At 60.6% G+C, this 22,506-nt stretch carries 22 protein-coding genes; 8 read left to right on the top strand and 14 right to left on the bottom strand.

What is annotated here, in order from left to right; all coding sequences use genetic code 11:
- Nucleotides 1-263 precede the first annotated feature (263 nt).
- Entirely contained in the window at nucleotides 264-374 is a 111-nt protein-coding gene (locus LC298_RS15170; protein ID WP_263289226.1) for a pyocin activator PrtN family protein, read from the top strand.
- A gap of 599 nt (nucleotides 375-973) precedes the next feature.
- On the opposite strand, the gene LC298_RS15175 is transcribed toward LC298_RS15170, so the two are convergent.
- Nucleotides 974-1,858: a LysR family transcriptional regulator gene (locus tag LC298_RS15175; protein WP_131569576.1), complete on the bottom strand. Its 885-nt coding sequence runs from the start codon at nucleotides 1,856-1,858 to the stop codon at nucleotides 974-976.
- A 168-nt stretch (nucleotides 1,859-2,026) separates the two neighbouring features.
- Here LC298_RS15175 and LC298_RS15180 point away from each other — a divergent pair, with 168 nt between their 5' ends.
- The 6 genes from LC298_RS15180 (at nucleotide 2,027) to LC298_RS15205 (ending at nucleotide 9,019) form a co-directional block, all read left to right on the top strand.
- Complete coding sequence (locus LC298_RS15180) at nucleotides 2,027-2,875, top strand: HAD-IIA family hydrolase (protein WP_131569574.1); 849 nt, start codon at nucleotides 2,027-2,029, stop codon at nucleotides 2,873-2,875.
- Complete coding sequence (locus LC298_RS15185; protein WP_131569572.1) at nucleotides 2,875-3,801, top strand: ABC transporter permease; 927 nt, start codon at nucleotides 2,875-2,877, stop codon at nucleotides 3,799-3,801. Before LC298_RS15180 ends, LC298_RS15185 begins: the two co-directional genes overlap by 1 nt.
- Before the next feature lie 3 nt (nucleotides 3,802-3,804).
- The gene (locus tag LC298_RS15190) at nucleotides 3,805-4,719 is read left to right on the top strand and encodes an ABC transporter permease (protein ID WP_131569570.1); all 915 of its coding nucleotides are present in this window, start codon (nucleotides 3,805-3,807) and stop codon (nucleotides 4,717-4,719) included.
- Between the two features lie 74 nt (nucleotides 4,720-4,793).
- Complete coding sequence (locus LC298_RS15195) at nucleotides 4,794-6,347, top strand: ABC transporter substrate-binding protein (protein ID WP_131569568.1); 1,554 nt, start codon at nucleotides 4,794-4,796, stop codon at nucleotides 6,345-6,347.
- Nucleotides 6,348-6,425: 78 nt separating this feature from the next.
- Nucleotides 6,426-7,298, top strand: a complete 873-nt coding sequence (locus LC298_RS15200; RefSeq protein ID WP_131569566.1) for a metallophosphoesterase family protein — start codon at nucleotides 6,426-6,428, stop codon at nucleotides 7,296-7,298.
- Nucleotides 7,295-9,019, top strand: coding sequence for an ABC transporter ATP-binding protein (locus LC298_RS15205; RefSeq protein WP_131569565.1), 1,725 nt, complete (start codon nucleotides 7,295-7,297; stop codon nucleotides 9,017-9,019). Before LC298_RS15200 ends, LC298_RS15205 begins: the two co-directional genes overlap by 4 nt.
- A gap of 735 nt (nucleotides 9,020-9,754) precedes the next feature.
- Here the strand turns inward: LC298_RS15205 and phnN are convergent.
- The 13 genes from phnN to phnG form a co-directional block, all read right to left on the bottom strand.
- Entirely contained in the window at nucleotides 9,755-10,366 is a 612-nt protein-coding gene (gene phnN / locus LC298_RS15210) for a phosphonate metabolism protein/1,5-bisphosphokinase (PRPP-forming) PhnN (RefSeq protein WP_158284779.1), read from the bottom strand.
- Between the two features lie 13 nt (nucleotides 10,367-10,379).
- Nucleotides 10,380-11,519: an alpha-D-ribose 1-methylphosphonate 5-triphosphate diphosphatase gene (locus LC298_RS15215; RefSeq protein ID WP_131569561.1), complete on the bottom strand. Its 1,140-nt coding sequence runs from the start codon at nucleotides 11,517-11,519 to the stop codon at nucleotides 10,380-10,382.
- Between the two features lie 78 nt (nucleotides 11,520-11,597).
- Nucleotides 11,598-13,151 carry a phosphonate ABC transporter, permease protein PhnE gene (phnE, locus tag LC298_RS15220; protein WP_131569559.1) on the bottom strand — a complete coding sequence of 518 codons (1,554 nt, stop codon included), beginning with the start codon at nucleotides 13,149-13,151 and terminating at the stop codon, nucleotides 11,598-11,600.
- A gap of 2 nt (nucleotides 13,152-13,153) precedes the next feature.
- A complete protein-coding gene (gene phnE / locus LC298_RS15225; RefSeq protein WP_131569557.1) occupies nucleotides 13,154-14,125 on the bottom strand; it encodes a phosphonate ABC transporter, permease protein PhnE in 972 nt (323 codons plus the stop codon).
- Between the two features lie 73 nt (nucleotides 14,126-14,198).
- Nucleotides 14,199-15,107, bottom strand: a complete 909-nt coding sequence (gene phnD, locus LC298_RS15230; RefSeq protein ID WP_131569555.1) for a phosphonate ABC transporter substrate-binding protein — start codon at nucleotides 15,105-15,107, stop codon at nucleotides 14,199-14,201.
- A gap of 101 nt (nucleotides 15,108-15,208) precedes the next feature.
- Nucleotides 15,209-16,054: a phosphonate ABC transporter ATP-binding protein gene (gene phnC, locus LC298_RS15235; protein ID WP_131569553.1), complete on the bottom strand. Its 846-nt coding sequence runs from the start codon at nucleotides 16,052-16,054 to the stop codon at nucleotides 15,209-15,211.
- Nucleotides 16,055-16,270: 216 nt separating this feature from the next.
- Nucleotides 16,271-16,891 (bottom strand): DapH/DapD/GlmU-related protein, encoded by a 621-nt coding sequence (locus LC298_RS15240; RefSeq protein ID WP_131569551.1) that lies wholly within the window; start codon nucleotides 16,889-16,891, stop codon nucleotides 16,271-16,273.
- 7 nt (nucleotides 16,892-16,898) lie between these two features.
- The gene (gene phnL / locus LC298_RS15245; RefSeq protein WP_131569855.1) at nucleotides 16,899-17,603 is read right to left on the bottom strand and encodes a phosphonate C-P lyase system protein PhnL; all 705 of its coding nucleotides are present in this window, start codon (nucleotides 17,601-17,603) and stop codon (nucleotides 16,899-16,901) included.
- 2 nt (nucleotides 17,604-17,605) lie between these two features.
- The gene (phnK, locus tag LC298_RS15250; protein ID WP_131569549.1) at nucleotides 17,606-18,382 is read right to left on the bottom strand and encodes a phosphonate C-P lyase system protein PhnK; all 777 of its coding nucleotides are present in this window, start codon (nucleotides 18,380-18,382) and stop codon (nucleotides 17,606-17,608) included.
- Nucleotides 18,379-19,275, bottom strand: a complete 897-nt coding sequence (locus tag LC298_RS15255) for an alpha-D-ribose 1-methylphosphonate 5-phosphate C-P-lyase PhnJ (protein ID WP_131569547.1) — start codon at nucleotides 19,273-19,275, stop codon at nucleotides 18,379-18,381. Before LC298_RS15255 ends, phnK begins: the two co-directional genes overlap by 4 nt.
- On the bottom strand, nucleotides 19,272-20,387 hold the full coding sequence (locus LC298_RS15260) for a carbon-phosphorus lyase complex subunit (protein WP_131569544.1): 1,116 nt from the start codon (nucleotides 20,385-20,387) through the stop codon (nucleotides 19,272-19,274). Before LC298_RS15260 ends, LC298_RS15255 begins: the two co-directional genes overlap by 4 nt.
- A 3-nt stretch (nucleotides 20,388-20,390) precedes the next feature.
- Nucleotides 20,391-21,002, bottom strand: a complete 612-nt coding sequence (gene phnH / locus LC298_RS15265) for a phosphonate C-P lyase system protein PhnH (protein ID WP_131569542.1) — start codon at nucleotides 21,000-21,002, stop codon at nucleotides 20,391-20,393.
- Nucleotides 21,002-21,457: a phosphonate C-P lyase system protein PhnG gene (gene phnG, locus LC298_RS15270; protein WP_131569540.1), complete on the bottom strand. Its 456-nt coding sequence runs from the start codon at nucleotides 21,455-21,457 to the stop codon at nucleotides 21,002-21,004. Before phnG ends, phnH begins: the two co-directional genes overlap by 1 nt.
- Nucleotides 21,458-21,562: 105 nt before the next feature.
- Here phnG and phnF point away from each other — a divergent pair, with 105 nt between their 5' ends.
- On the top strand, nucleotides 21,563-22,309 hold the full coding sequence (phnF, locus tag LC298_RS15275) for a phosphonate metabolism transcriptional regulator PhnF (protein WP_428977560.1): 747 nt from the start codon (nucleotides 21,563-21,565) through the stop codon (nucleotides 22,307-22,309).
- Nucleotides 22,310-22,506 lie beyond the last annotated feature (197 nt).

Below are 22,506 nucleotides of genomic sequence, written 5' to 3' on the forward strand. Positions count from 1 at the left end.
ATGTTTACTTCGCGCGCTCGAAGAGCAGCAATGTGTTCGTCCCGGCCACCATCGTGATACGAGCCCACCCGCTATTTGCTGCCTTAAGCCGGCGATGGCCGCCTGCGCTATCCTCATGCCGTCGTTTGCTCCCGTTGTACTTCCTAGTTGCGCGGCTGATCATCGATAATTGTAGTCGGGCTACGAGGTTCCTACTGATGGCGAAGTATGATGGCCACGTGATCAGACCCGCAAAGATCGTATGCAAAGATTAATTTTCACACCTGGCGATCACCAAGTTCGTGAGAAAAGTGAACGCTGGCGAAATCGAGCTTCCGCTTACCAGAGCGGACCGCAGCCAGAAGAGCGCGAAGGACGTTCGCCTGCAGGGCTAGGGCTCGTATATCAACCAACGTCGCAAGATCGCATTGCCCCACGCTCGCGCGTTCCCTACCAAATAGCTACACGGATCGGCTGGGCACTCATTGACCCACTGGCAATTTGCTCGCGCCCGATTGGTATCGGTAACTTCAGCGGACAAGTACAGCGAGGCTTACAACTCAGCGAATCATAGAACTCTTATTCATTGATTTTATGCTGTTTTTTAAAACATTCGTCCAGTCCATCATGGGTGCAATGGCCAATTTCCTCTCGGAAGCGTTCACATCCGCAGGCATATTCATCCTGATTTCTCTTCTACCGAATGGAGCATTCGGCTGCTCGTACCGGATATATCAGTCACCCCCCCCCTCGCCTGCCAGTTTGTTCACGCCAACATGATCCAAGCAGACGAGACAGCTATTAGCGCTAACTCCGCTTCCGACCTAAAGCTACCGTCCGACTCACATCCAATGAATGACCGTCGCCGATCCCTTCTAGAAATTGCAGCTCGGGCATTCCACCATTCTCCTGCAGAAACGAGAAATCCCGATTGTCCGCACATCGCGGATTGCATTCTCGGGAGAACGCTCGACCACTAGATTTCGGTCGGCGCTCATTCCAGCTGGCTAGCGGCCCAAAATGCCCTCGTCGTCGCAAAAAATGCCCGGGACAGAAGCCCGTCTTCATCTTGCGGCATGAATACCACTTCGTCATAGAGCCTGTCCATATCCCGCACAGGGATGCGCAGAATCCCGCCGGTGCGGCCAGTCCCCTCGCGCCACATAAAGCCGACGCCCATGCCGTTGGCGACCGCCTCGTAAACGCCATCGCGTGTATCAAGCGACAACAGCGGAGCCGGCTCGAAGCCGGCCGCGCGGAACGCCCGGTCGACGATACGCTGCGTCGATGATCCCTTGGTGCGGAAAATCAGCGGAGCCTGCATCAACTGTTGGCAGGTCAGACTTCGGAGATGCGCCAACTCACTGTCGGGATGGGCAATGGCCACCACTTGTTGACGGACAAGCAGTTCCCGGCGGAAACGGCCATCGTCGAGCACGTTCGGGAGCACACCAATATCCACCCGGCGGGCAATGACGGCCCTCGTGATTTCCTCGAACGAACCGGTTTCAACCGAGATGGAGATGCCCGGATAGCGTTTGTTGAACAATGCGATAAGGGCCATTCCTGGCATCGAATTGCCCAATCCGATCGAAATGCGGCCGTCCAGCAAGGTGTTCTGGCGGTTCAATATCCGCGTCGCAGCGTTCTCGGCCTCCACCATGCGCTCGGCAGCATCGCACAACTCGGTGCAAAGCGGCGTCGGATGAAAATGCCCATTGCGGCGCTGGAACAGCCTGACGCCAAATTCCTCCTCGATCCCCTTGATGTGCTGGGAGATCGCCGGTTGCGAAATCCCAAGTTGCCGGGCGGCTCCGGCATAGGAGCCGGCCGTCGCCACGGCATTCACCGCTCTTATTCGCGTCAATGAAAGCGCCAAATCCCGATTCCCTTGTTCGATAAGGATTTCTTTGGTTCAGCAAAAGCATAGCTGTCGATTGTAAAGCCCCTGTCACAGTCGAGGCTCACCCTGTCCAGGAACGGGGCGAAGGCGTCGTTCAGATATCGCGTTTCACGACTGTCATCAAAACGAGCGCAACAGCAGCGCATGGCGCTGCTCGACCCACCGTCCTTCGACAGCAACAAGCCGGAGCCGTCAGTGCCGATTGGAAAGAAAACAATCCGAAACCTGGGCAGCGCCGACATCGATGGTTGCAAAGCTGTGTTTTGCGATCTCGACGGCTGCCTCATCGCTGGCCGGCATGTTTTCGACAATACGCTGGAGTTCGTTTCAGCCCATGCCGAAAAGCTCTGGATCGTTTCCAACAACTCGTCTGACACAGCACAAACGCTTTCCAACCGTATCTCCGCGCTGGGCCTGGATATTGACCCGGGCAGGATACTGCTCGCCGGCGAGCAGGCCATTCGCACGATCGCGAGAACGCGGCCCGGCGCGGCCGTGTCGATTTACGGCGCCTTGCCAATCCAGACGCTAGCGAACGCGCTCGGGCTTCGCTTTGACGGGGCTCGCCCGGAGATCGTGCTGCTGGCGCGCGACGCCGAATTCAATCTCGCGTGCCTGTCGAGACTGTTGGGCGAGTTACACAACGGCGCACAGTTCCTTGTCACAAATATCGACACTACCTACCCCGACGAAGCTGGGCGGCCGGTTCCGGAAACCGGCGCAATCCTGGCCGCTATTATAGCATGCGATCCGTCCATCCGCTTCAAAACCATCGGCAAGCCGTCGCCGGATCTCGTAAACCTCGCCTTGCAGCTCAGCGGCGCCGATCCGTCGGAATGCGTATTCATCGGAGACAACGACAAGACGGACGGCATCGCCGCCGCCGCAGCGGGAATTTCCTTTGTTCACGTCCAACGCCATGACGCAAACGGCATGGCGTCCAACGGCAAGATCGTGGCCTTGGCCGAAAACAGCCTTCCGGGGGCAATGTGATGTGGAGGCATGTCGTCCGCACCCTGACCAAGATGGTGGTCACGCTCTTCGTGATCGTGACGCTCGTGTTCTTCGCCACGCGGATGTCGGGCAATTCCATCGACTACATCATCGGCGAAAGCGTCACCCAGGAAGACCGGGAACTGCTGACCCGTTATTACGGGCTGGATGCGTCCATCTGGACCCAATATCTGAAATTTCTCGGATCGTTCCTCGACGGCCAGTTCGGCCTGTCCTTCCTGGAACGGCGCCCGGTCAGCGACATCGTCGCCGAACGCGTCTGGCCGTCGCTGCAGCTTCTACTGAGCGGGATCGGGCTCACGCTGCTGGTCTCCATCCCGTTCGGGATCGCCGCGGCCATCTACCGAAAGTCATGGATCGGTAGCGCCATCATGACCTTCGCCTTCGCCGGCTATGCGCTTCCCAACTTCGTCCTCGCCATTCTAATGGTGCTGGTCTTTGCATTCACACTGAACTGGCTGCCGCTCGTCGGCAACGGCACACCCTGGCACTTCATCATGCCGACCATCGCGCTGTCCGGCGCCCTGATCGCGGCGCTGACCCGCTTCACCCGCAACGCGATGCTCGACGTGCTGAGCCAAGACTACATGCGCACCGCCCGCGCAAAGGGACTGCCCGAGCGCACCGTCATCCTCAAGCACGGCTTCCGCAACGCCTCGATCACCATCCTGTCCGTGCTCGGGCTTCAGGTGGCGGGCCTCGCCGCAGCGGGAAGTGTCGTCATCGAGTCGATCTTCTCTTGGCCGGGGATCGGCGACCTTCTCGTCTCCTCGGCAATCCAGCGCGACTATCCGGTGCTGCAATTCGCCGTTCTCGCCGTCGCTCTCGCGGTGGTCGTCATCAACGCGGTCGTCGACATAGCCTATGCCTATGCCGATCCCCGCATCCGCCTCGGGGGCGCGTGATCGATGTCGGATACAGCCCTACCCGTCCGCCACGGCGCGGCGAACAAGCCCGGACACGGTGCCCTCGCCAATCTTCGCGGCATCTGGCGCGAAGCCAACTGGATCCAGCGCCTGGCGCTGCTCATTGCCGCAATACTGCTGATAATCGCCATCTTCGCGCCGTTGGTGGCGCCCCACGAGCCGACCGCCCAGAGCCTGATCTTCCGGCTGCGCCCGCCGATCGGCTTCGACCGGTTCAGGGACGGCTACCTGCTCGGAACAGATGAACTCGGGCGCGACGTGCTGGCGCGTTGCCTTTACGGTCTTCAACTGACGCTGGCGCTGGCCACCATGGGCGCCTGCATCGGACTGGTGCTCGGCGGCGGATTGGGCCTCGTGTCCGGCATCCTCGGCGGTTTGGTCGACGACGTCATCATGGGCGCGGTCGACGCCCAGATCGCAATCCCCTTCACGCTGATCGCGCTTCTGATGCTCGCCGTTTTCGGCTCCAGCCTTGAGGTGATGGTGCTGGTGCTTGGCGTCTACGGCTGGGAACAATATGCGCGCATCGTGCGCGGCGAAGTCCGCAAGCTCATGCAGATGCCTTTCATCGAGGCGGCACGCGCCGCCGGAGCAAGCGGGGGACGGATCGCCTTCCGGCACATCCTACCGAATATCGTCTCCCCGCTGGTCGTCCAGTTCACCCTGAACATCTCCAACATCGTGCTGCTGGAATCGACCCTGTCGTTCCTCGGTATCGGGGTCCAGCCGCCGACCGCCACGCTCGGCTCGATGGTTGGCATCGGGCGCGACTACATGCCGACCGCACCATGGATCGTAATCGCGCCCGCAATAATGATCCTGCTGGTGACCTTCGCTGTCCAGATCCTCGGCGACTGGCTGCGCGACCGCGTCGATGTCCGGCTGAGGAATCGCTGAAACAATCAACAAGAAGAGGCCGCAAAGGCCCGAACTGCAAACAGTAACGTCAACAACACTTATGGAGGCATGACATGAAAAGGCTTCTCGCAACGACTGCAATTGCGACCATTCTCGCCGGTCCGGTATTCGCTACCGAACTCACCATCGGCGCGGCCAATGTGTCGACCTATCTTGATCCGGGTCGCGACCATTCCAACGTCGGCTCGCAGTTCTACTACAACACATTCGACACGCTCGTCGAAAAGGACCACGACACGACCGAAACCAAATGGTTGCCGGGCCTGGCGACCGAATGGAAGCTGATCGAGCCGACGGTCATGGAGCTGAAGTTGCGCCAGGGCGTGAGGTTCCACAATGGCGAGGACATGACAGCCGATGACGTCGTCTTCTCGCTCAACCGCATGTATCAGGCGACCTTCACACCCTACAAGGTCCGCGCCCGGGACCGTCTCGAAAACTTCAAGGCAGCCGAGAAGGTCGACGACTATACCATCCGCATCCGCGTCGCCCGCGAGGAGCCTCTGTGGGAAACGCTCCTCAACCTGCAGCAGGTCATGATCATTCCGGAAGAATACACCAAGGGCCTGACCGGCGATCCGAAGGTCGCCGAGGATGACGACTACGAGGCGTTCTCCCTGAAACCGGTTGGAACCGGCCCCTACAAGGTCACTGAATTCGTACCGGGCGAACGTGTCGTTTGGGAGCGTTTCGACGGTTTCTGGGGCGAAAAGGCCCCGCTCGACAAGGCAACGGTCAAGCGCATGCCCGAGACGGCGTCGCGCATCACCGCGCTGAAAACCGGCGAGGCCGACCTGATCACCAACGTCGCTCCCGATCAGTTGTCGCTGATCGAATCCGACCCCACCCTGAAGGCCGTCAGCGCACCGACCGCCCTCTTCCACGTGATGATCATGAATGTGAACCATCCGAAGCTCAAGGATCCGCGCATCCGTCAGGCGCTGAGCCTCGCCGTCGACCGCGACACGCTCAACGATGCCCTTTGGCTGGGGAAGGCCATTGTGCCGTCAACCCACACACTGAAGGAATTCGGCGCGCTTTACATGCCGCAACTGAAGACCTTCGAATACAATCCGGAAAAGGCGAAGCAATTGCTCATGGAAGCCGGTTATGACGGTTTCGAGGTCACCTTCGACACCGACCCGGTCTACTACACCAACGGTCTTCTCGCTGCCCAGGCCATCACGGAGATGTGGGCCGCCGTCGGCGTCAAGGGCAAAGTGCAGGTCAGCGACAAGTGGAGCGGCAATTCCCCCGATCTCATGGTGCGCAACTGGTCGAACCCGATGTACTTCGCCGACCCGTTCGGTTCGTTCGGCGTAATGTGGGCGCCCCATGGCCCATCCGAATCGGAAGGCCGTTTCAACACCGACGAGGCATACGCCAAGACCTGGGAGCGCTTCCGCTTCTCCAAGAACGTCGAGGCCCGCAAAGCGGCCTATGCCGAACTGATGGACCGCATCAAGGCGGATCCTCCGGTTCTGCCGCTTTACCGTCCGTTCGAATCCTGGGCGATGAACAAGAACGTCAACTGGTCGCCAAAACCCGGCAACATTCCCTACGTTCTGGACTTCCGCGCCGGATCGATTTCCTTCGCGACGAACTGACGCGCACATTATCCGCCGCCGCCGGCTTGTCCGGCGGCACCCCTTCTTCCGCCATTGTCACTCACGGGAACCGTTTCCATGCCTGTCCGCATTTGCGTCATCGCCGATATCCATCACGGCAAGCCATCTGCCACCAAACGCGGTGACACCGCGCTCCCGCTGATGGAGGAATTCTCCCGCTTTTCCCGCGACGCCAAACCTGACTTCATCCTCGATCTCGGCGACCGCATCTCCGACATGGACCGCCAGACCGATCTCGTTCTCGAAAAGGAAGTCGCCGAAGCCTTCCGACCGCTCGGCGCGCCGCTCCACCACATCAACGGCAATCACGATCGCGACCATCTCGAGGTCGCCGACAACGAGGCCATTCTAGGCCAATCCATGCAGTCCGTGACATTCGACATCGAAGGATGGCGGATCGCCCTGTGGCGCGCGGACACGAAAATCAGCCGCGGACCCGACCACAACGGTTTCGTGCTGCACGAGGCCGATTTGCTCTGGCTGTCGCGCACCGCGCAGGCCGCCGACCGCCCCCTGCTGGTCGTCAGTCATGTGCCGATCTCCGGCCATGCGCAGACCGGGAACTACTATTTCGAGCGCAACCCCGTCAGCTCGACCTATCCGATGGCGGATCGCGCCCGCGCGGCGATCGCCCAGGCGCGCGTCCCCGTTGTCTGCCTCGCCGGCCATGTCCATTGGAACACCGTCACCACCGTCGACGGCATCACCCACCTGACGCAGCAATCGTTGACGGAGAGCTTCACCACGCAAGGCGAACCGGCCGGCGCGATGGGCATGCTCGAACTCGACGGCAACGTGAACTGGCGCGTCGGAGGCCGCGACCCGATCACCCACGGCTTCACCCCACACGCAAATCGCTGGACGCCGCCGATGCCGGTTTTTACGGATCATCCCGAAATCGCCGACCGGATCAGGACGGTTGCGCAATGAGTGACCTGCTCTCGGTGAAAAACCTCCACGTCGCCTTCGGCTCCAACGAGGCGGTCTCTGACCTCTCCTTCGATGTCCCCGCGCGCCGGACGCTCGCGTTGGTCGGCGAATCCGGCTCGGGCAAATCGGCGACCGCGCTGTCCATCCTGCGGCTGATCGAGCGCGAGGGCGGCACGATCACCGGTGGTTCGATCATGCTCAATGACGGCGACGGCACCGTCGACATCACCGCGCTCGACGAGCAAGGGCTCCAACGGCTGCGTGGAAACCGCATCTCGATGGTTTTCCAAGAGCCTATGACATCGCTCAATCCGGTCCTGACGATCGGCGACCAGATGTCGGAAGTCTTCATCCGCCATCGGAACATGACCAAGCGTGAGGCCTATGACGCATCACGCCAAGCGCTCGATAGCGTCCGGATACCAGAAGCCGCGCGACGGGTGGAGCAATACCCGCACGAATTGTCCGGCGGTCTACGCCAGCGTGTGATGATCGCCATGGCGCTCGCCTGCCGTCCGAAACTCCTTATCGCGGACGAACCCTCGACCGCGCTGGACGTGACGACCCAAGCGGAAATCCTCGACCTGCTCCGCGACCTGCAGGCCGAAATCGGCATGGCTGTGCTGTTTATCACCCACGACATGGGAGTGGTGGCCGAAATAGCCGACCGCGTCGTGGTGCTGCGCCACGGCCGCAAGGTCGAGGACGCCAATGTCGAGACGCTATTCGCCGCGCCGAAGGCCGCCTATTCGCGGCAACTGATGGCGGCGACCCCGAAACTGGGCTCCGGTTCGCCCGCCGCGCCGCCGCCGCGCGGCAATATTCTGGAAGTCAGCGGAATGACTACCCGCTTCAAGATGCGCGGCCGGATGTTCTCCGGCCACGGCGCGACCGTCGACGCCGTAAAGAATGTCTCGCTGGTGCTCGGCAAGGGCGAAACGCTGGGACTGGTCGGCGAATCCGGCTGCGGGAAATCGACGCTGGCGCGCTCGGTCCTCCGCCTTATCGAGCCAGCCAGCGGCACCATAGCGCTGGACGGAAACGACGTGACGAATCTCGGCCGCGAGGGTCTGCGCGGCCTGCGCCGTCATGCGCAGATGGTGTTTCAGGACCCCTATGCCAGCCTTAATCCCCGCCTTGCTGTGCATGAACTCGTCACTGAGCCGGCGCGAATCCACAATCTCGTCTCGTCGTGTGACCAGCGTGAACTGGCCGCCGAACTGGTTCGCAGCGTCGGCCTCGAGGAAGACGTTATCGACCGTTTCGCGCACCAGTTTTCCGGCGGTCAGCGCCAGCGACTCTGCATTGCCCGCGCCATGTCGGTGAAGCCGAAACTGATCGTCGCCGACGAGCCGGTCTCCGCGCTTGACGTGTCGATCGCGCGGCAGGTCACCGACCTGATGCTGGAACTGCAGCAGCGCGAGCAGGTCTCCTTTCTGTTCATCTCGCACGACATCGCCGTCGTCGAGCGGGTCAGCCAGCGCATCGCGGTCATGTATGCCGGCGAGATCGTCGAGACCGGCCCGGCCCAGTCGATCCTCAACGATCCCCGCCATCCCTACACGAGGCAATTGCTCGCCTCGGTGCCGAGGCCCGATCCAGCGCGGCGGCGGCGCCTCGGTCATGCGAATCCGGCGGCCCCGTCCGCGCCCGTTCCCCGGGCCGGGACCGTGCTGTTCGAGGCAGCACCAGGCCATTTCGTACGGGAAGATGCCGCATGAGAATACGCCGATCCGCACCGGCAGGAAAATTCCTTTGCCGGTTCCCACGAAAGTAACAGCCTCTGTGAAATGGCGAGCGGATGAGATCCGGCTGACGGGTGGAGGCGTGAATACACTGCAATCCGTCAGGTCGCTTTCGGTAAAGCTTGGCGGGTTGTCAAATCGGTCGATCCTGTCGCGCTCGACGATGTAAACGTGACCGCCATGGGCCGTGATCTCCGACAGGCCGACTCAGCCGGCACCCTTGGGTTCAAGCGGAATGAAGCCGTCTGGCGCCGGATTCGCTGGATCCGAGATGTCGATCATTCCAATCCCGCCCAACGGGCTGTCGAATTAGATAAGCATCATGCCGTCTTCGGTCGCCGCGATGATCTCGCCCGAGCTTTGGGATGCGGGATCCGACCCCACCGGTATATTGAGATTGACCGGACAGCGCGCCGATACAATTGAACACCGCGCCGCCATTGGCGGCACCCGGAATCGCGCCACCCAAGGCCGCCGCCGCAAGCGCGGTCATGGGGACCAGAACTCGGTTTTATGGTTCATGCCCATTTCTTCCCTGTTCAAAAATCCCAGAGGTTTTCAACGTGGCCGGTACCAAGACGATGACATCTGGCAGGAAACCATGCCGGTTCGAGGCCATGCGCAATGCAAAAATGGCAAATACCGGAGCTTGCCGGCTGCGGCCTTAGAGGATGTTTGCGCCCCGGTTTGCAAGTCGCCAACCATACGGAACTAGCTGGACCCACATAAACGGTCGATGTCCCGCCTGGCCGCAGCAATGACGTCGATAAAAGCTTCTGCTGCATCCTCCAGAGGGCCGCTATTGTCGATCAAAACCACCTTCTCCAAAGCCTCCGTCTCTTCCACCGTTCGCGATACTCGCGCGCGAATCTCTTCCAGCGGCTCGCGCCCGCGATTCGCGAGCCGCCGCGCTAGGATTTCAGCATCTGCGTGAAGCCGGATAAGCCGGACTTGCGGAAAAACAGCCATGACTGTTGCCATTGCCCTGCGGGAGCAGTTTGCCACCGCTATACCGCCGGCATTCACAAACGAGAGCGCCCCAGACGGTAAACCGTAGCGCAGCCCATGCGCATCCCAGGTCACCGCAAATTCGCCGTTTCGCTCGACCTCGCCGAAATCCGCCGGCGTCAGCGTATCGTGGTCTTCCGCGCCCCTGTCGGCTTCGCGCGTGACCGTTCTGCGCACGAACAAGACCTTGGCGTCGCCGGAAAACGCCTCCCGCGCAAGCCGGATAAGCGTATCCTTTCCGGAACCGCTTGGGCCGATCACCGCTAGCAGAAGGCCGCGCGAGCCGGCCTCCGTCACCTCCGAAACAACATTCATTCGCCTCGAACCGTTAAGCGACACGCCGTCCCTCGCGCCATACCGACCGGACAACCGGTACATCGGAATCTCGGCGCACGCGAACCAAGTCGCCCCGAAGACCTTCGGCGATACGGCCGCGATCCTTCAATCCGACCGTTCGGGCGGGCGTAGACGTTACCAGCTTGATCGCATCCGGCAGAGTGAATTCATCGTTGCCATCGCTCAGCACGAACGGCGCATAAATCAGGCTGAACGGCACATAGTCGGAGGAGAGGACGTCCAGCACTCTGGCCGCGACGAGGTCGCGCGCCGAGATGTTTCCCGAATGCGACATTCCACGCACGATGTTGGGCGCCCCCATCAGCACGGACATTCCGGCGGCATGCGATGCGTGTGCGGCCTCCATGCTTGTCGGGAATTCCGCCAGACGCACGCCGAAGGCCTTTGCCTCCTCGACATGGGCGGCGGTGGCATCGTCATGGCTGGCGATCGTGATATCCCGTTCGTGACACGCTGCGGCGATCGCCTTTCTGTGAGGCGCGGAATGGGTTTGAGAAGCATGGCGCCGCCGCTTGACGAAGTCATTGAATTGTTCGTCGCTCAGTCCACGCTTTTCCTTGTAGTAGAGCACGTACTGCTCCATCGTCTGAAATTGCCGTTGGCCGGGTGCGTGATCCATTAGCGATGCCAGTCGCACTTGGGGATCGGAGCGAAAATCGTCGAAATGCTCAAGGACATCGGCGGAGGAAACCTCGCAGCGCAAATGGATGAAATGCTCGGCGCGCAGCCGGTCATCACGCTGCGCCAGTTCAAGCCCATCGGCAATCGCGCGCATCTCGCCCTTCGCAAAACCGCCGTCCTCGTCGGAACCCATCCGCAGACAATCGAATACCGTTGTAATGCCGGACGCGGCTATTTGCGCATCATGCGCCTGCAGCGCGGCGATACCGTTCCAGCGTACACCAGGTCGTGGAGAATAATGGGGCTCGAGATGATCGGTATGAAGCTCGACGAGGCCCGGGATCACGTAATCGCCTCCCATGTCCTCTCCAAGCGCGGATCCGGACTCGTCAATTGCGGCGATGCGCCCATCCCTCACGAGAAGCGAGGCGTCCACGATTTCATCCTCCAGGACAAGCCGCGCGTTTCTGAGAATGAGTTCCTTGGACATCGTGCTGTACTTCTTGCCGGTTATTAAAGCGGAAGGGAGGGAGTCGGCTCCAGGCTCGCGCTTTGACCAATCAACCTGTCAGGTATCGCCCGTCAGCCTGCTTCTGAGCGCATTCGAGATATTGTCGAAAACAAAGACCACAACGAGGATCAGAGACACCATATAGGCGACATTCTCCCAGTCCGCATTGGTGCGCATCGCTTCCCACAATTTCAGGCCTATTCCGCCTGCCCCGACTGCGCCTATGATCGTCGCCGAGCGGGTGTTCGATTCCCAAAAATAGAGAGCTTGAGAGATGAACACCGGCAAGACCTGCGGCACGACGCCGAACCTCTGAACCGCAGCCGGCGACGCGCCGACGGATCGCACACCCTCGCGCTGCTTGTCGTCGATGTTCTCGAGCGTTTCGGAATAGAGTTTGCCGAACGTACCGGCGTCGGTGAAGAAGATCGCCGATATCCCTGCGAGCGGTCCCGGCCCGAAGGCGCGGGTGAAGAATAGAGCCCAGATTAGCATGTCGACGGACCTGAGGAAGTCGAAGACACGCTTCAGCACCTGGTTCAGAAACCGGTTCGGGGTGACATTGCGCGCCGCTACAAAAGACAGCGGAAAGGCGATTAAAACCGCGAAAAGCGTTCCGACGAAGGCCATCACGATGGTTTGCAGAAGTTTGATCCAGACATCGCCGTGCTGCCACTCGGCATTGTTGACGATGTTGTCCCACATTACCGCGATGTTCGCCCGGTCGAGATCGACGCGTTCGCCGGAAAGCGCTAGCGCCACCACTTGCGGGGACGACTTTCCCCAAAAGGGCGAGTTGGTGTCGAACCAGAAATTCTCCCAGCCGAGGAACCGGCGATAGACTTTCACTTCGTTCCATTTCACCTCCGCACGCCCGGCGAAACCGAAATAGGTGAAGACCTTCAGACCCTCGCCTTTCTGAACCGCCCAGCGTGGAAGTTCGCCCTGCGGCGTAACGTTTTCGTTTGTGCGGTCGATCCTGAGAACGAGAGTTTCGCCGCCACGCGTCACGCTGACCTCGTCCGCCGCCACCTCCAGCCGCGTACCGCCCCGGTACATGACAATGGCCGAAGTAATCCCGTTCCGCGTTTCGGTCACGGATTGCGGTTCGAAGACGTTTTTTTTCACCGCTATTTCCGTGCTAGTCGCTGACGAATTGGACGACATGTCGGAAAATTCGCCATCCCCCGTCCTGGTGGCAGACGAAGCGGGCGACATGAAGGAGCCGTCTGACGCAGCCTTGCTCGGATCGTTGCGCGGCGCATCGGCCGCCACCGTCACGGATCCGGTTCGCGTCTCGATCCAATCCGGATGAGGGTCGTCGCCCAACGGCGAGAACCGCGGAAACTTGATCTCGATATCCCCGGATTCGTATTCAATATCCGGGCGTACTTCGTAGGAGACCCAATCGGCGAGATAGTTTCCCGCCAGATTCCAATTCCCGTTGGCGACGACCGTGCCAATCGAGAAGAACCACCAGACATAGATTGTATAAAGCGCCAAGCAGATCATACCCAACGGCGCCGCAAAACGCTTTACCAGCGGCTGGTGAAAGACGTCCGGATGGCGGCGTTCTATATCGTCGATCTGAGCAGCGGCCAGCGTTGTCATGATCAGGGTCCGAATTCGAATGCTTGATTGCCGACGATCCGTTTACGCAGCCAAGCCGAGAACTGGTCCACGCAGATGATCGTCACAAACAGCAGGAGGATGATGGCAAGCGTCTTGGCCTCATGACCGCGACTGATCGACAGGCGGAGCGTCTCTCCGATCCCGCCACCACCGACCGCGCCGATGATGGTAGAGGCGCGCACGTTGATTTCCAGACGCAGCAGGAAATAGCTGATGAAATTCGGCATGACCTGCGGGACAATCCCAAACCACACGCGCTCGATCCAGTTTCCGCCGGCGGCCCGCAATCCCTCGTCGGGTTTCATGTCGGCGTTCTCGACGACTTCGAAATACATCTTGCCGAGTGCGCCGATGGAGTGGATCGCCACCGCGATGATCGCGGGGATCGGGCCAAGCGAAAAGATGGCGAGGAAAAAGCCGGCAATCACGATCTCCGGAAACGCCCGCAGGACTTCCATGAAGCGGCGTACCGCAAAGCGGAGCCACCGTGATCTGGTCAGGTTCTTGGCGGCGAGGAAGCAGAGCATGAAGCCGAAGCTGAACCCGACAAACGTCGCGAGCACCGCAATGTTCAGCGTTTCCATCATCTTGTATAGATATTCGGGTACGTAGAACGCCCCCCAAATGTATACTCGCCCGACCGGATAATCGTACTGGAAGCTGCCGTCGTAATAGGGGCTTTCAAGATCGAAAAGCGCGCGCCAGAGCTCGAAGGCATCACGCGGTATCATGTCGCCGACGAAGTCGAACAGATGCGGCAGGCGGTCGATGAACTTGCCGGCATTGGTCTCGTTGGCAAACCACAGCGACGCCGTCAACGCGAACGCAAGCCCGATCAATCCCAGGATCGTGTAGAGCCGGCGGGTATTGTTCAACTGACGCCAATGGCGTTCCACGTCGTACCGCCCGCCTGATGGGTTGGCGTCAGACCCGGCTGCATGTGTCACGGCCATCGGAATTCTTTCGGGTCAATCCGGTAAAATGCGCCGCGGATCATGCCCGCGGCGCAGGTGAAAGGCTGAATACTTACGAGCCTATCTTGGCTTTTCGGGCGGCGACGATCGTCTCGTAGAACGAATGATCGACATCGGTGAAGCTCTTGTACTCTCCGCCCTGGATGGACGCGAAGCAATCCGGGTGTTGTTCGGGCATCGCTTTCATGAACTCCACGAACTTGGCGCGGATGCTCTGATCGAGCTCGTTCGAAACCACGATCGGCCCGTTCGGGATCAGCGGCGAACGCCACACTTCGTTGACTTCGTCCATGTCGAGCAAGCCCTTCTCGACCATTTTGCGGATGTTGCCGGACGTGTAGCCGTCGGAGTACTCGCCGACGCCGGACGACCATGTCACGGCGCCGTCGAATGTGCCCTTTAACATTTCAAGAACGGTGTTTTCGTGGCCGCCGCCAAATCCGGTTTCGCCGAAATATTCATCGATCGGCATGCCGAGTTGCGCCGGCAGCGCTACCGAAGGCACGAGGAAACCTGACGTGGAGTCCGGATCGGCAAAGCCGAGCTTTTTGCCTTTCATGTCATCGATCGTTTCGATGCCCGAATCCCTACGGACGAGCATGATCGAATAATAGCCGGTCGCGCCGTCGACCTGCACAGTCGTCAGGACGGGATCGACCGCTCCGGGATCGGTCAGATAGACCTTGGCGTATCCGGATGCGCCGAGTTCGGCATAATCGAGCGTGCCGCCGAGAAGGCCCTGGATGACGCCGTCATAGTCGGCGGCCGGGAACAGCTTGACTTCTTTGACGCCGATTGCGGCGGGAAGCAGGTCGACCAGGCACTGGTTATTGCGAAGACGGTCAGCTTCGTTTTCGCCGCCAAGGATACCGATGCGGAAAATGTCTTGGGCCTGCGCGGAAATAGAGCCAGCTGCTACGGCGGCCAAAGCGACCGTCGTCAGTAGAACTTTCTTGAACATTTCGTCTCTCCTGTGTTCGGGATGTTTCCCCGTTTTTGGTTTGATCGCTCAAATCGCATCCGCGCAACGCGACCGACATCGCGCGGAGTTTCGTAAAGACCTCAGGCTCCGGCGATGGCGATGGCGATCTCGGGTGGAGCCGTTGGCCTGACCTTGGGTTTTCCGGCGGCGAAACTCGTGAACGTGACAGACTCGGAAAACGCTTCTTCGAGGCCGTCGGCGCCATAGATGCGCCGTGCGGCAGCTTCGGTCAGGTCATCGGGCCCGCCGTCGAAAACCACTTCCCCGGCGGCCATGCCGATAATCCGTTCACAATACGTCCGGGCCGTATCGAGTGTGTGGAGATTGGTAATGACCGTGATGCCATCGCTCTGATTGATGTCCCGAAGCGACTGCATGACCACCTGCGCGTTGCGCGGATCGAGCGAGGCGATCGGCTCATCGGCGAGAATGACTTTCGGCTCCTGCATCAGAGCACGGGCGATCGCCACACGTTGCTGCTGGCCGCCTGAAAGCGTCCCGGCACGCTGCAGGGCGGTACGCGAGATATCGAGCCGCTCGAGCGCCGCAATCGCCATCGCACGCTCTTCGCGGGTGAACAGGTTCAGCACGCTGGAGACCGTCGATCGGTGATTGAGCCTGCCAAGCAGGACATTGGTCAAAACGTCGAGACGCGGCACGAGGTTGAATTGCTGAAAGATCATCGCGCAATCGCGCTGCCAGTTGCGCAACGCCTGCCCGCTAAGCGACGACACCTTGGTGTCGTTGAAAAGGATTGAGCCTTCAGAAGGAACGACTAGGCGGTTGATCATCCGAAGAAGCGTCGACTTCCCCGCGCCCGAAGCGCCGATGACGCCAACCATCTGCCCGGCGGGTATTGTCAGATCGACCGATTTGACAGCAGTTGTTGAACCGAAACGGCGGGTCACGTTCGAAATGTCGAGCATCCACATCCCCAAGCTTTATGAGCCAAGTCGGGGTCTATGCGGCTTCCATCACCGGTTGATGTCAGTTCCGTATCGGTTTTGTGACACCTTCCAAAGCGCCATGGACGGCCGGAAAATTGCCCGTTTTACCGGCAAAGCAAGGGTTTTCAGCGTACCAGTTCGCGCACCGCACGGCCAACAAACTGACATGATCGATGAAGCTTATCGGCTAGCGCTCTAGAACGACTTGTGTTTTTCGACGAAAGCTTCGATGCCAAGCGCCCGGAAATCGTCCAGGGCGGCGCGCAAATCCGCATGCTCCCAATCCCACCAGCAAAGCGCCTGGAGGCCTTCGGCAATCGATTCCGGAAAGCGTTCGCGGATCGGTTTAGCGGGCACACCTGCGACGATCATATAGGGCGCAACATCCCTGCTCACCACAGCGCCCGCGCCGATGGCCGCGCCATTGCCGACCGTCACGCCCGGCAGGATCGTCGCACCGTGGCCGATCCAGGTGTCGTGGCCGATCACCACCCGGTTGCTGCGGCGCCAGTCGAAGAACTCTTCCTCGTTTTCGGCGTCATCGAAATAGTCGCCTGCCCTGTAGACGAAGTGATGCTGGGTCGCCCGCCAGGTCGGATGATTGGTCGCGTTGATCCGCACATGGCTGGCGATGTTGGCGAATTTTCCGATGATCGCGCACCACGCCTCAGTTTCCCGTATCAGGTAGGAATAGTCACCGATCTCGCATTCGGCGACGATGCAGCGCTCGTCGATTTCGGTGTATCGCCCGAGTGTCGTGTTGCTGACGCTGGCGGTCGGGTGGATGAACGGTTCAATGCCGAGCGTCTTGCGCATGACCGCCTCAGGCCGTCTTCGGCGTAGCAAATCGCGTCACGTCGATAATCGCGTCGGCGACCGCCTCGCGCACATCCTGATCGTGGAATATCCCGAGCAGCGCGACACCGGCCTTCTTCTTCTCGGCGATCATCTCCACCACCACCGCGCGGTTATTCGCATCGAGAGAAGCCGTCGGCTCGTCGAGAAGTAGCACCGGATGACCGGTGATGAAACCGCGCGCAATGTTGACCCGCTGCTGCTCGCCCCCGGAAAAGGTTGCCGGCGGCAATTCCCAGAGCGTCTCGGGCAGGTTCAGCCGCGCAAACAGTTCCGCGGCGCGTTCGCGCGCCGCCTCTGGCGATGTGCCGCGCAGCACAAGCGGCTCGCCGGCCACATCGAGCGCCGAAACACGGGGCACGACACGCAGGAACTGGCTGACATAACCGATCGTTTCGCGCCGGATCGCAAGAACCGTGCGCGGGTCCGCGGTTGCGAGATCGACATAGTCGCCATTGTGGTTGACCAGTATCTGACCCTCGCCAACGGCATAGTTGCCGTAAAGCATCTTCAGGATGGAGCTCTTGCCCGCGCCGGACGGTCCGCCAAGCACGGTGCACTGCCCCGCCTTCAGCGAAAGATTCACGTATTCCACCACCGGGATCAGGGTCCCGCCACGCAGATGCATGGTGAAATTCTTGGCGACATCGGAGACGACGATCGGGGTCGGCATCATCACACCTGCAAGATCGAGGAAACGAGAAGCTGGGTGTAAGGCTCGCGCGGATCGTCAAGCACCCGGTCGGTCAGGCCGGTTTCGACAACGGCCCCATCCTTCATCACCATTATGCGGTGCGACAGGAGCCGCGCCACGGCGAGATCATGGGTGACGACCACGACTGCAAGGCCGAGATCGTTGACGAGGCCGCGCAACAGGTCGAGCAACCGCGCCTGCACAGAAACGTCCAACCCGCCCGTCGGCTCGTCCATGAAGACAAGGCGCGGAACGGTGACGAGATTGCGGGCGATCTGCAGGCGCTGGCGCATGCCGCCAGAAAAGTCCCGCGGCTGGTCGTCGATCCGGTCGAGCCCGATTTCCACCCGCCCGAGCCAGTCTTCCGCCGTCTCGCGGATATTGCCGTAGTGGCGTTCGCCAACCGCCATCAGCCGCTCGCCGACATTCGCGCCCGCTGAAACGCTCATGCGCAAGCCGTCCGCCGGGTTCTGGTGCACGAAGCCCCAGTCGGTGCGCATCAGGAATCTTCGTTCCGCCTCTCCCATCCGGTAAAGATCGCGCATCTGTCCATCCCGCATCCGGTAGCTGACCGTTCCCGCGGTCGGCGGAAGACGCGTGGAGATACAATTCAATAGCGTCGTCTTGCCAGAGCCGGATTCACCGACAATCGCCAGCACTTCGCCAAGCCACAGTTCGAGGCCGACATCTTGGCAGCCGATGCGGTTGCCATAGAATTTGGAAACGCCGTTGACGCAAAGGAGCGGTTGATCGGTCATTGCGCCGTCTCCCGAGCATCGCCGGCCAGATGGCCGCGATGGCCTCCCTCGCGCCGTTTTTCGCAATGGTCGGTGTCCGAACAGACGAACATCCGCCCGCCCTTGTCATCGAGGATCACCTCGTCGAGATAGACGCCATGAGCAGCGCACAGCGCGCACGGCTCTACGAATGTCTGCACCTCAAACGGGTAGTCCTCGAAATCGAGGCTGACGACATCCGTATGCGGCGGAATGGCGTAAATGCGTTTCTCGCGCCCTGCCCCGAACAGTTGCAGGGCGTCCGACATGTGCATTTTCGGATTGTCGAATTTAGGCGTCGGCGACGGGTCCATCACATAGCGGCCTTCGACCTTGACCGGATAGGCGTAGGTCGTGGCGATGTGTCCGTTCTTGGCGATGTCCTCGTAGAGCTTCACATGCATCAACCCGTATTCGGACAGCGCATGCATCTTGCGCGTCTCGGTTTCGCGCGGCTCGAGGAAACGCAACGGCTCCGGGATCGGCACCTGATATACGAGGATCTGGCCTTCCTTCAGCTTTTCCTCGGGAATGCGGTGGCGCGTCTGAATGATCGACGCGGTTGCCGTGTCAGTCGTGGTTTCGACCTCGGCGACCTTGGCGAAGAAGTTACGGATGGAGACAGCGTTCGTCGTGTCGTCAGCGCCCTGGTCGATCACCTTCAACACGTCGTCCGGTCCGATCACCGCCGCCGTGACCTGCACCCCGCCCGTGCCCCAGCCATAGGGCATCGGCATTTCGCGCGAGGCGAACGGCACCTGATAGCCGGGAATGGCGATCCCCTTGAGGATGGCGCGGCGGATCATCCGCTTCGTCTGTTCGTCCAGATAGGCGAAATTGTAGGTCGCCAGCCCGTCATCTGTGTGAATCGTCATTCCGCCGCCTCCGGCATGGCACTGTCGCTATCGCTATCGCTATCGCGGCGCGCCGCGTGCTCAGCCCGCATGCGTCGCACGAGATCGAGCTCGGCCTGGAAGTCAACATAATGCGGCAGTTTCAGGTGCTCGACGAAACCCGTCGCCTGCACATTGTCGGAATGCGAGATGACGAATTCCTCGTCCTGCGCCGCAGCGACGATGTCTTCGCCCAGTTCGGTCGCCCTCAACGCCCGGTCGCACAGCGCCATCGCCATCGCCTTGCGCTCCGACTGGCCGAAGACGAGACCGTAGCCGCGCGTGAACTGCGGCGGCGCTTTCGATGAGCCTTGGAACTGGTTGACCATCTGGCATTCGGTCACCCGGATGCGCCCGAGAGTGACGGTGAAGCCCAGTTCCGGCACATCGAATTCGACATCCACCTCACCGATCCGGATTTCGCCGGCAAATGGATGCGAGCGCGCATAGCCGCGCTGTGTCGAATAACCGAGCGCCAGCAGGAAACCCTCATCGCCGCGCGACAGGGCCTGCAGCCGGGTATCGCGGTTCATCGGGAATTCCATCGGTGTCCGCGTCAGATCGCCGATTTCCTCGCTCTCTGAAACGCCGTCGTTCTCGATCAGGCCTTCCCGTGCGAGAATGTCGGAGACACGCACGACGGGCGTCTCGTCGCTTTCATGGCTTTCCGGCGCCTCCACTTCCTCGTCCCCGGCCAAAGCCGGGTCAAGCAGCCTGTGTGTGTAATCGAAGGTCGGGCCCAGCATCTGCCCGCCTGGCAAATCCTTGTAGGTCGCCGAGATTCGCCGCTCCACCTGCATCGCCGCCGTATCGACGGGTTCAGAATAGCCGAAGCGCGGCAGGGTGGTGCGATAGGCGCGCAGCAGGAAGATCGCCTCAATCAGATCGCCCCGCGCCTGCTTGATAGCTAGCGCCGCGAGATCGCGATCATAGACCGAACCCTCGCTCATTACCCGGTCGCAGGCGAGCGCCAGTTGTTCGGCGATCTGCTCCAGCGTCAGCGACGGGACCGAAGGGTCGCCGCGCCTGCGGTTGGCAAGCAACCGGTGCGCATTGCGAATGGCGGTCTCGCCGCCTTTGACCGCAACATACATCGCTCAAACCTCCCTTTCACCGATGCGCGTGGTGCGCGGCAGGCATGCAATGGCATTCTCGCTTGCCAGAACCAGATCGACACCGCGCGGATAATGGCCATTGATGTCCCGCCATTGGGTTTTGAAATGCCCGGGCATCGGGTGCGGTGCGATGGTCCGGCTTCCCTTGATGCCCGGCCCGCTCAATGTCATCGGTGCTCCGCTGGTCAACGTTTCCACCTGCATGATGATCGTCGTCGAGCGGTCGGGATATTCCTGCGTGCCGAGCGCGAAACCGGATAGCGGCTGCACATTTGCCGGATTGGCGACGATCGCGAAGCCGGCGTGTGAAATGAATTCGGCGAACGGCACGGCGGTGTGGAAGGAAAGCCAGCCCCTCACCGCATCGCTGCGCGCCAGCTCCGCTCCGAGCCAGAGGGGCGTGTCCGCATCGGCCAGCGTCAGCGCCACTGCAGCGGCAGTCGCATTGAGAGGCGACGGCGGCCGAACATCCGTGCTGACACCATGAACAGCGCCAGGCCGAGCCATTGCGTCCATCACTGCGCGAAAAACCGTTTGGGCCGCAAAAACCGGATCAGCGAACCCCCCTCGAGCGATCTTTTCACTTATAGTCATCAGTCCTCTCCGCGCACCATCGTGAAAAAATCGACCTTGGTGGCCGCTGTCTCGGCGCGGCGTTTTTTGTCGCGCACAACCAGCGACTCCTTCAACGGGCCAACGATCTCGGCGTCGATTTTCGATTCCATGTCAGGGTCTTGCGCCAACGCGTCGAGAATCGCGATCAGCTTTGCCTTGCGCCGGTCGCGGCCCAGCGCCACCGAATGGCCGACCGCACCGTTTTCCAGCCGTACGGTCGCCCGCGTCACTGTCGCCTCGCCGAAATTGAACAGCGCGCCGCCGCCTCCGATACGGCCCCGCAAGGCAACCAGCCCGATTTCCGGACCCCGCACCATTTCGCAAGCGGAGTCGATCCCGGCCCTGTCCCACAATTCGATCAGCTCTGCGCTACTTGCCGAAGCGAGCGTTGAAAGTCGCTCTTGCCGCGCGTTTCCCGCCGTGTTGTCAGCCATGCCGTTTACGCTACCACCAGAGAAAGCAAATTTGTCTATTGTTATAGACAAGCAAACATATTATTTTTTTAAAGACGACGAATGACAAGAGTGTGACAGGTGCGGATTTTGGCAGGGGCTTTACTTGAAAGAAAATCGGGGGTCGCGCTGTGGCGGCAGATCGCCGACCTGATCCGATCGGAAATTGAAACAGGCGCTGCCGCAAAGAACGGCAAACTGCCGCCGGAAATGAAACTCGCGGAACGCTATGGCGTCAATCGCCACACAGTGCGCGCCGCAATTGCCGCGCTCGAGCAGGAAGGCGCGCTCCGCTCCGAACAAGGCCGCGGCACCTTTGTCTGTATGCCCAGGCGTCTCTCCTATCCCATCGGGAAACGCACACGGTTTTCGGCCGGCCTTGAAGGCCAAGCGGAAACGTTTCGCACCCGGCTTGTGAAAACCGGTACCGCGAAGGCCAACCCGCAGGTTACCAGAGCATTGGCCTTGCCGGAGGGCACTGAATGCGTCTCGCTCGAAACGGTCAGCGAAACCGACGGCATGCCGATATCGCGCGCCATTTCCTGGTTCGATGCAGCGCGGTTCGGCAATATTGCGGAGGTCTTTGCCGAAAAACAGTCTATCACGATGGCGCTTGCGACAGACGGTATACCGGACTACGTGCGCCGTTGGACCACGATCGAGGCGCACCATGCTTCGCCGGATGATATCGCTCTTCTAAAGCTTTCGTCCGGCGCGATCGTGTTGGTGACGCACTCGGTCAATGAAGACTTGGACAACAGAGCGATCCAGTATTCCGAGACACGCTTTGCAGCGGATCGCGTCGAACTCTATACAAAGCTCCAAGACAGCTAGTTTCCGCGATCCGAAAACAGCGGAACAATCTCGACAGTCAAGGGCTCGGCGTTGGGAAATCCTGCCTACGACCAAAGGGCATTTCTAGCCCCGCGCTCGTCATGAAACGTTACAGGCCTACGCGGTCGTCTCCCTCGTATAAGGCGGCTTGGTGGACTTTCGACAAGGCCGGCACAGCTCCGGCGTGGAAGCGCAAT

Source organism: Oricola cellulosilytica (assembly GCF_019966575.1).
In the GTDB taxonomy this organism is placed as follows: Bacteria; Pseudomonadota; Alphaproteobacteria; order Rhizobiales; family Rhizobiaceae; genus Oricola; species Oricola cellulosilytica.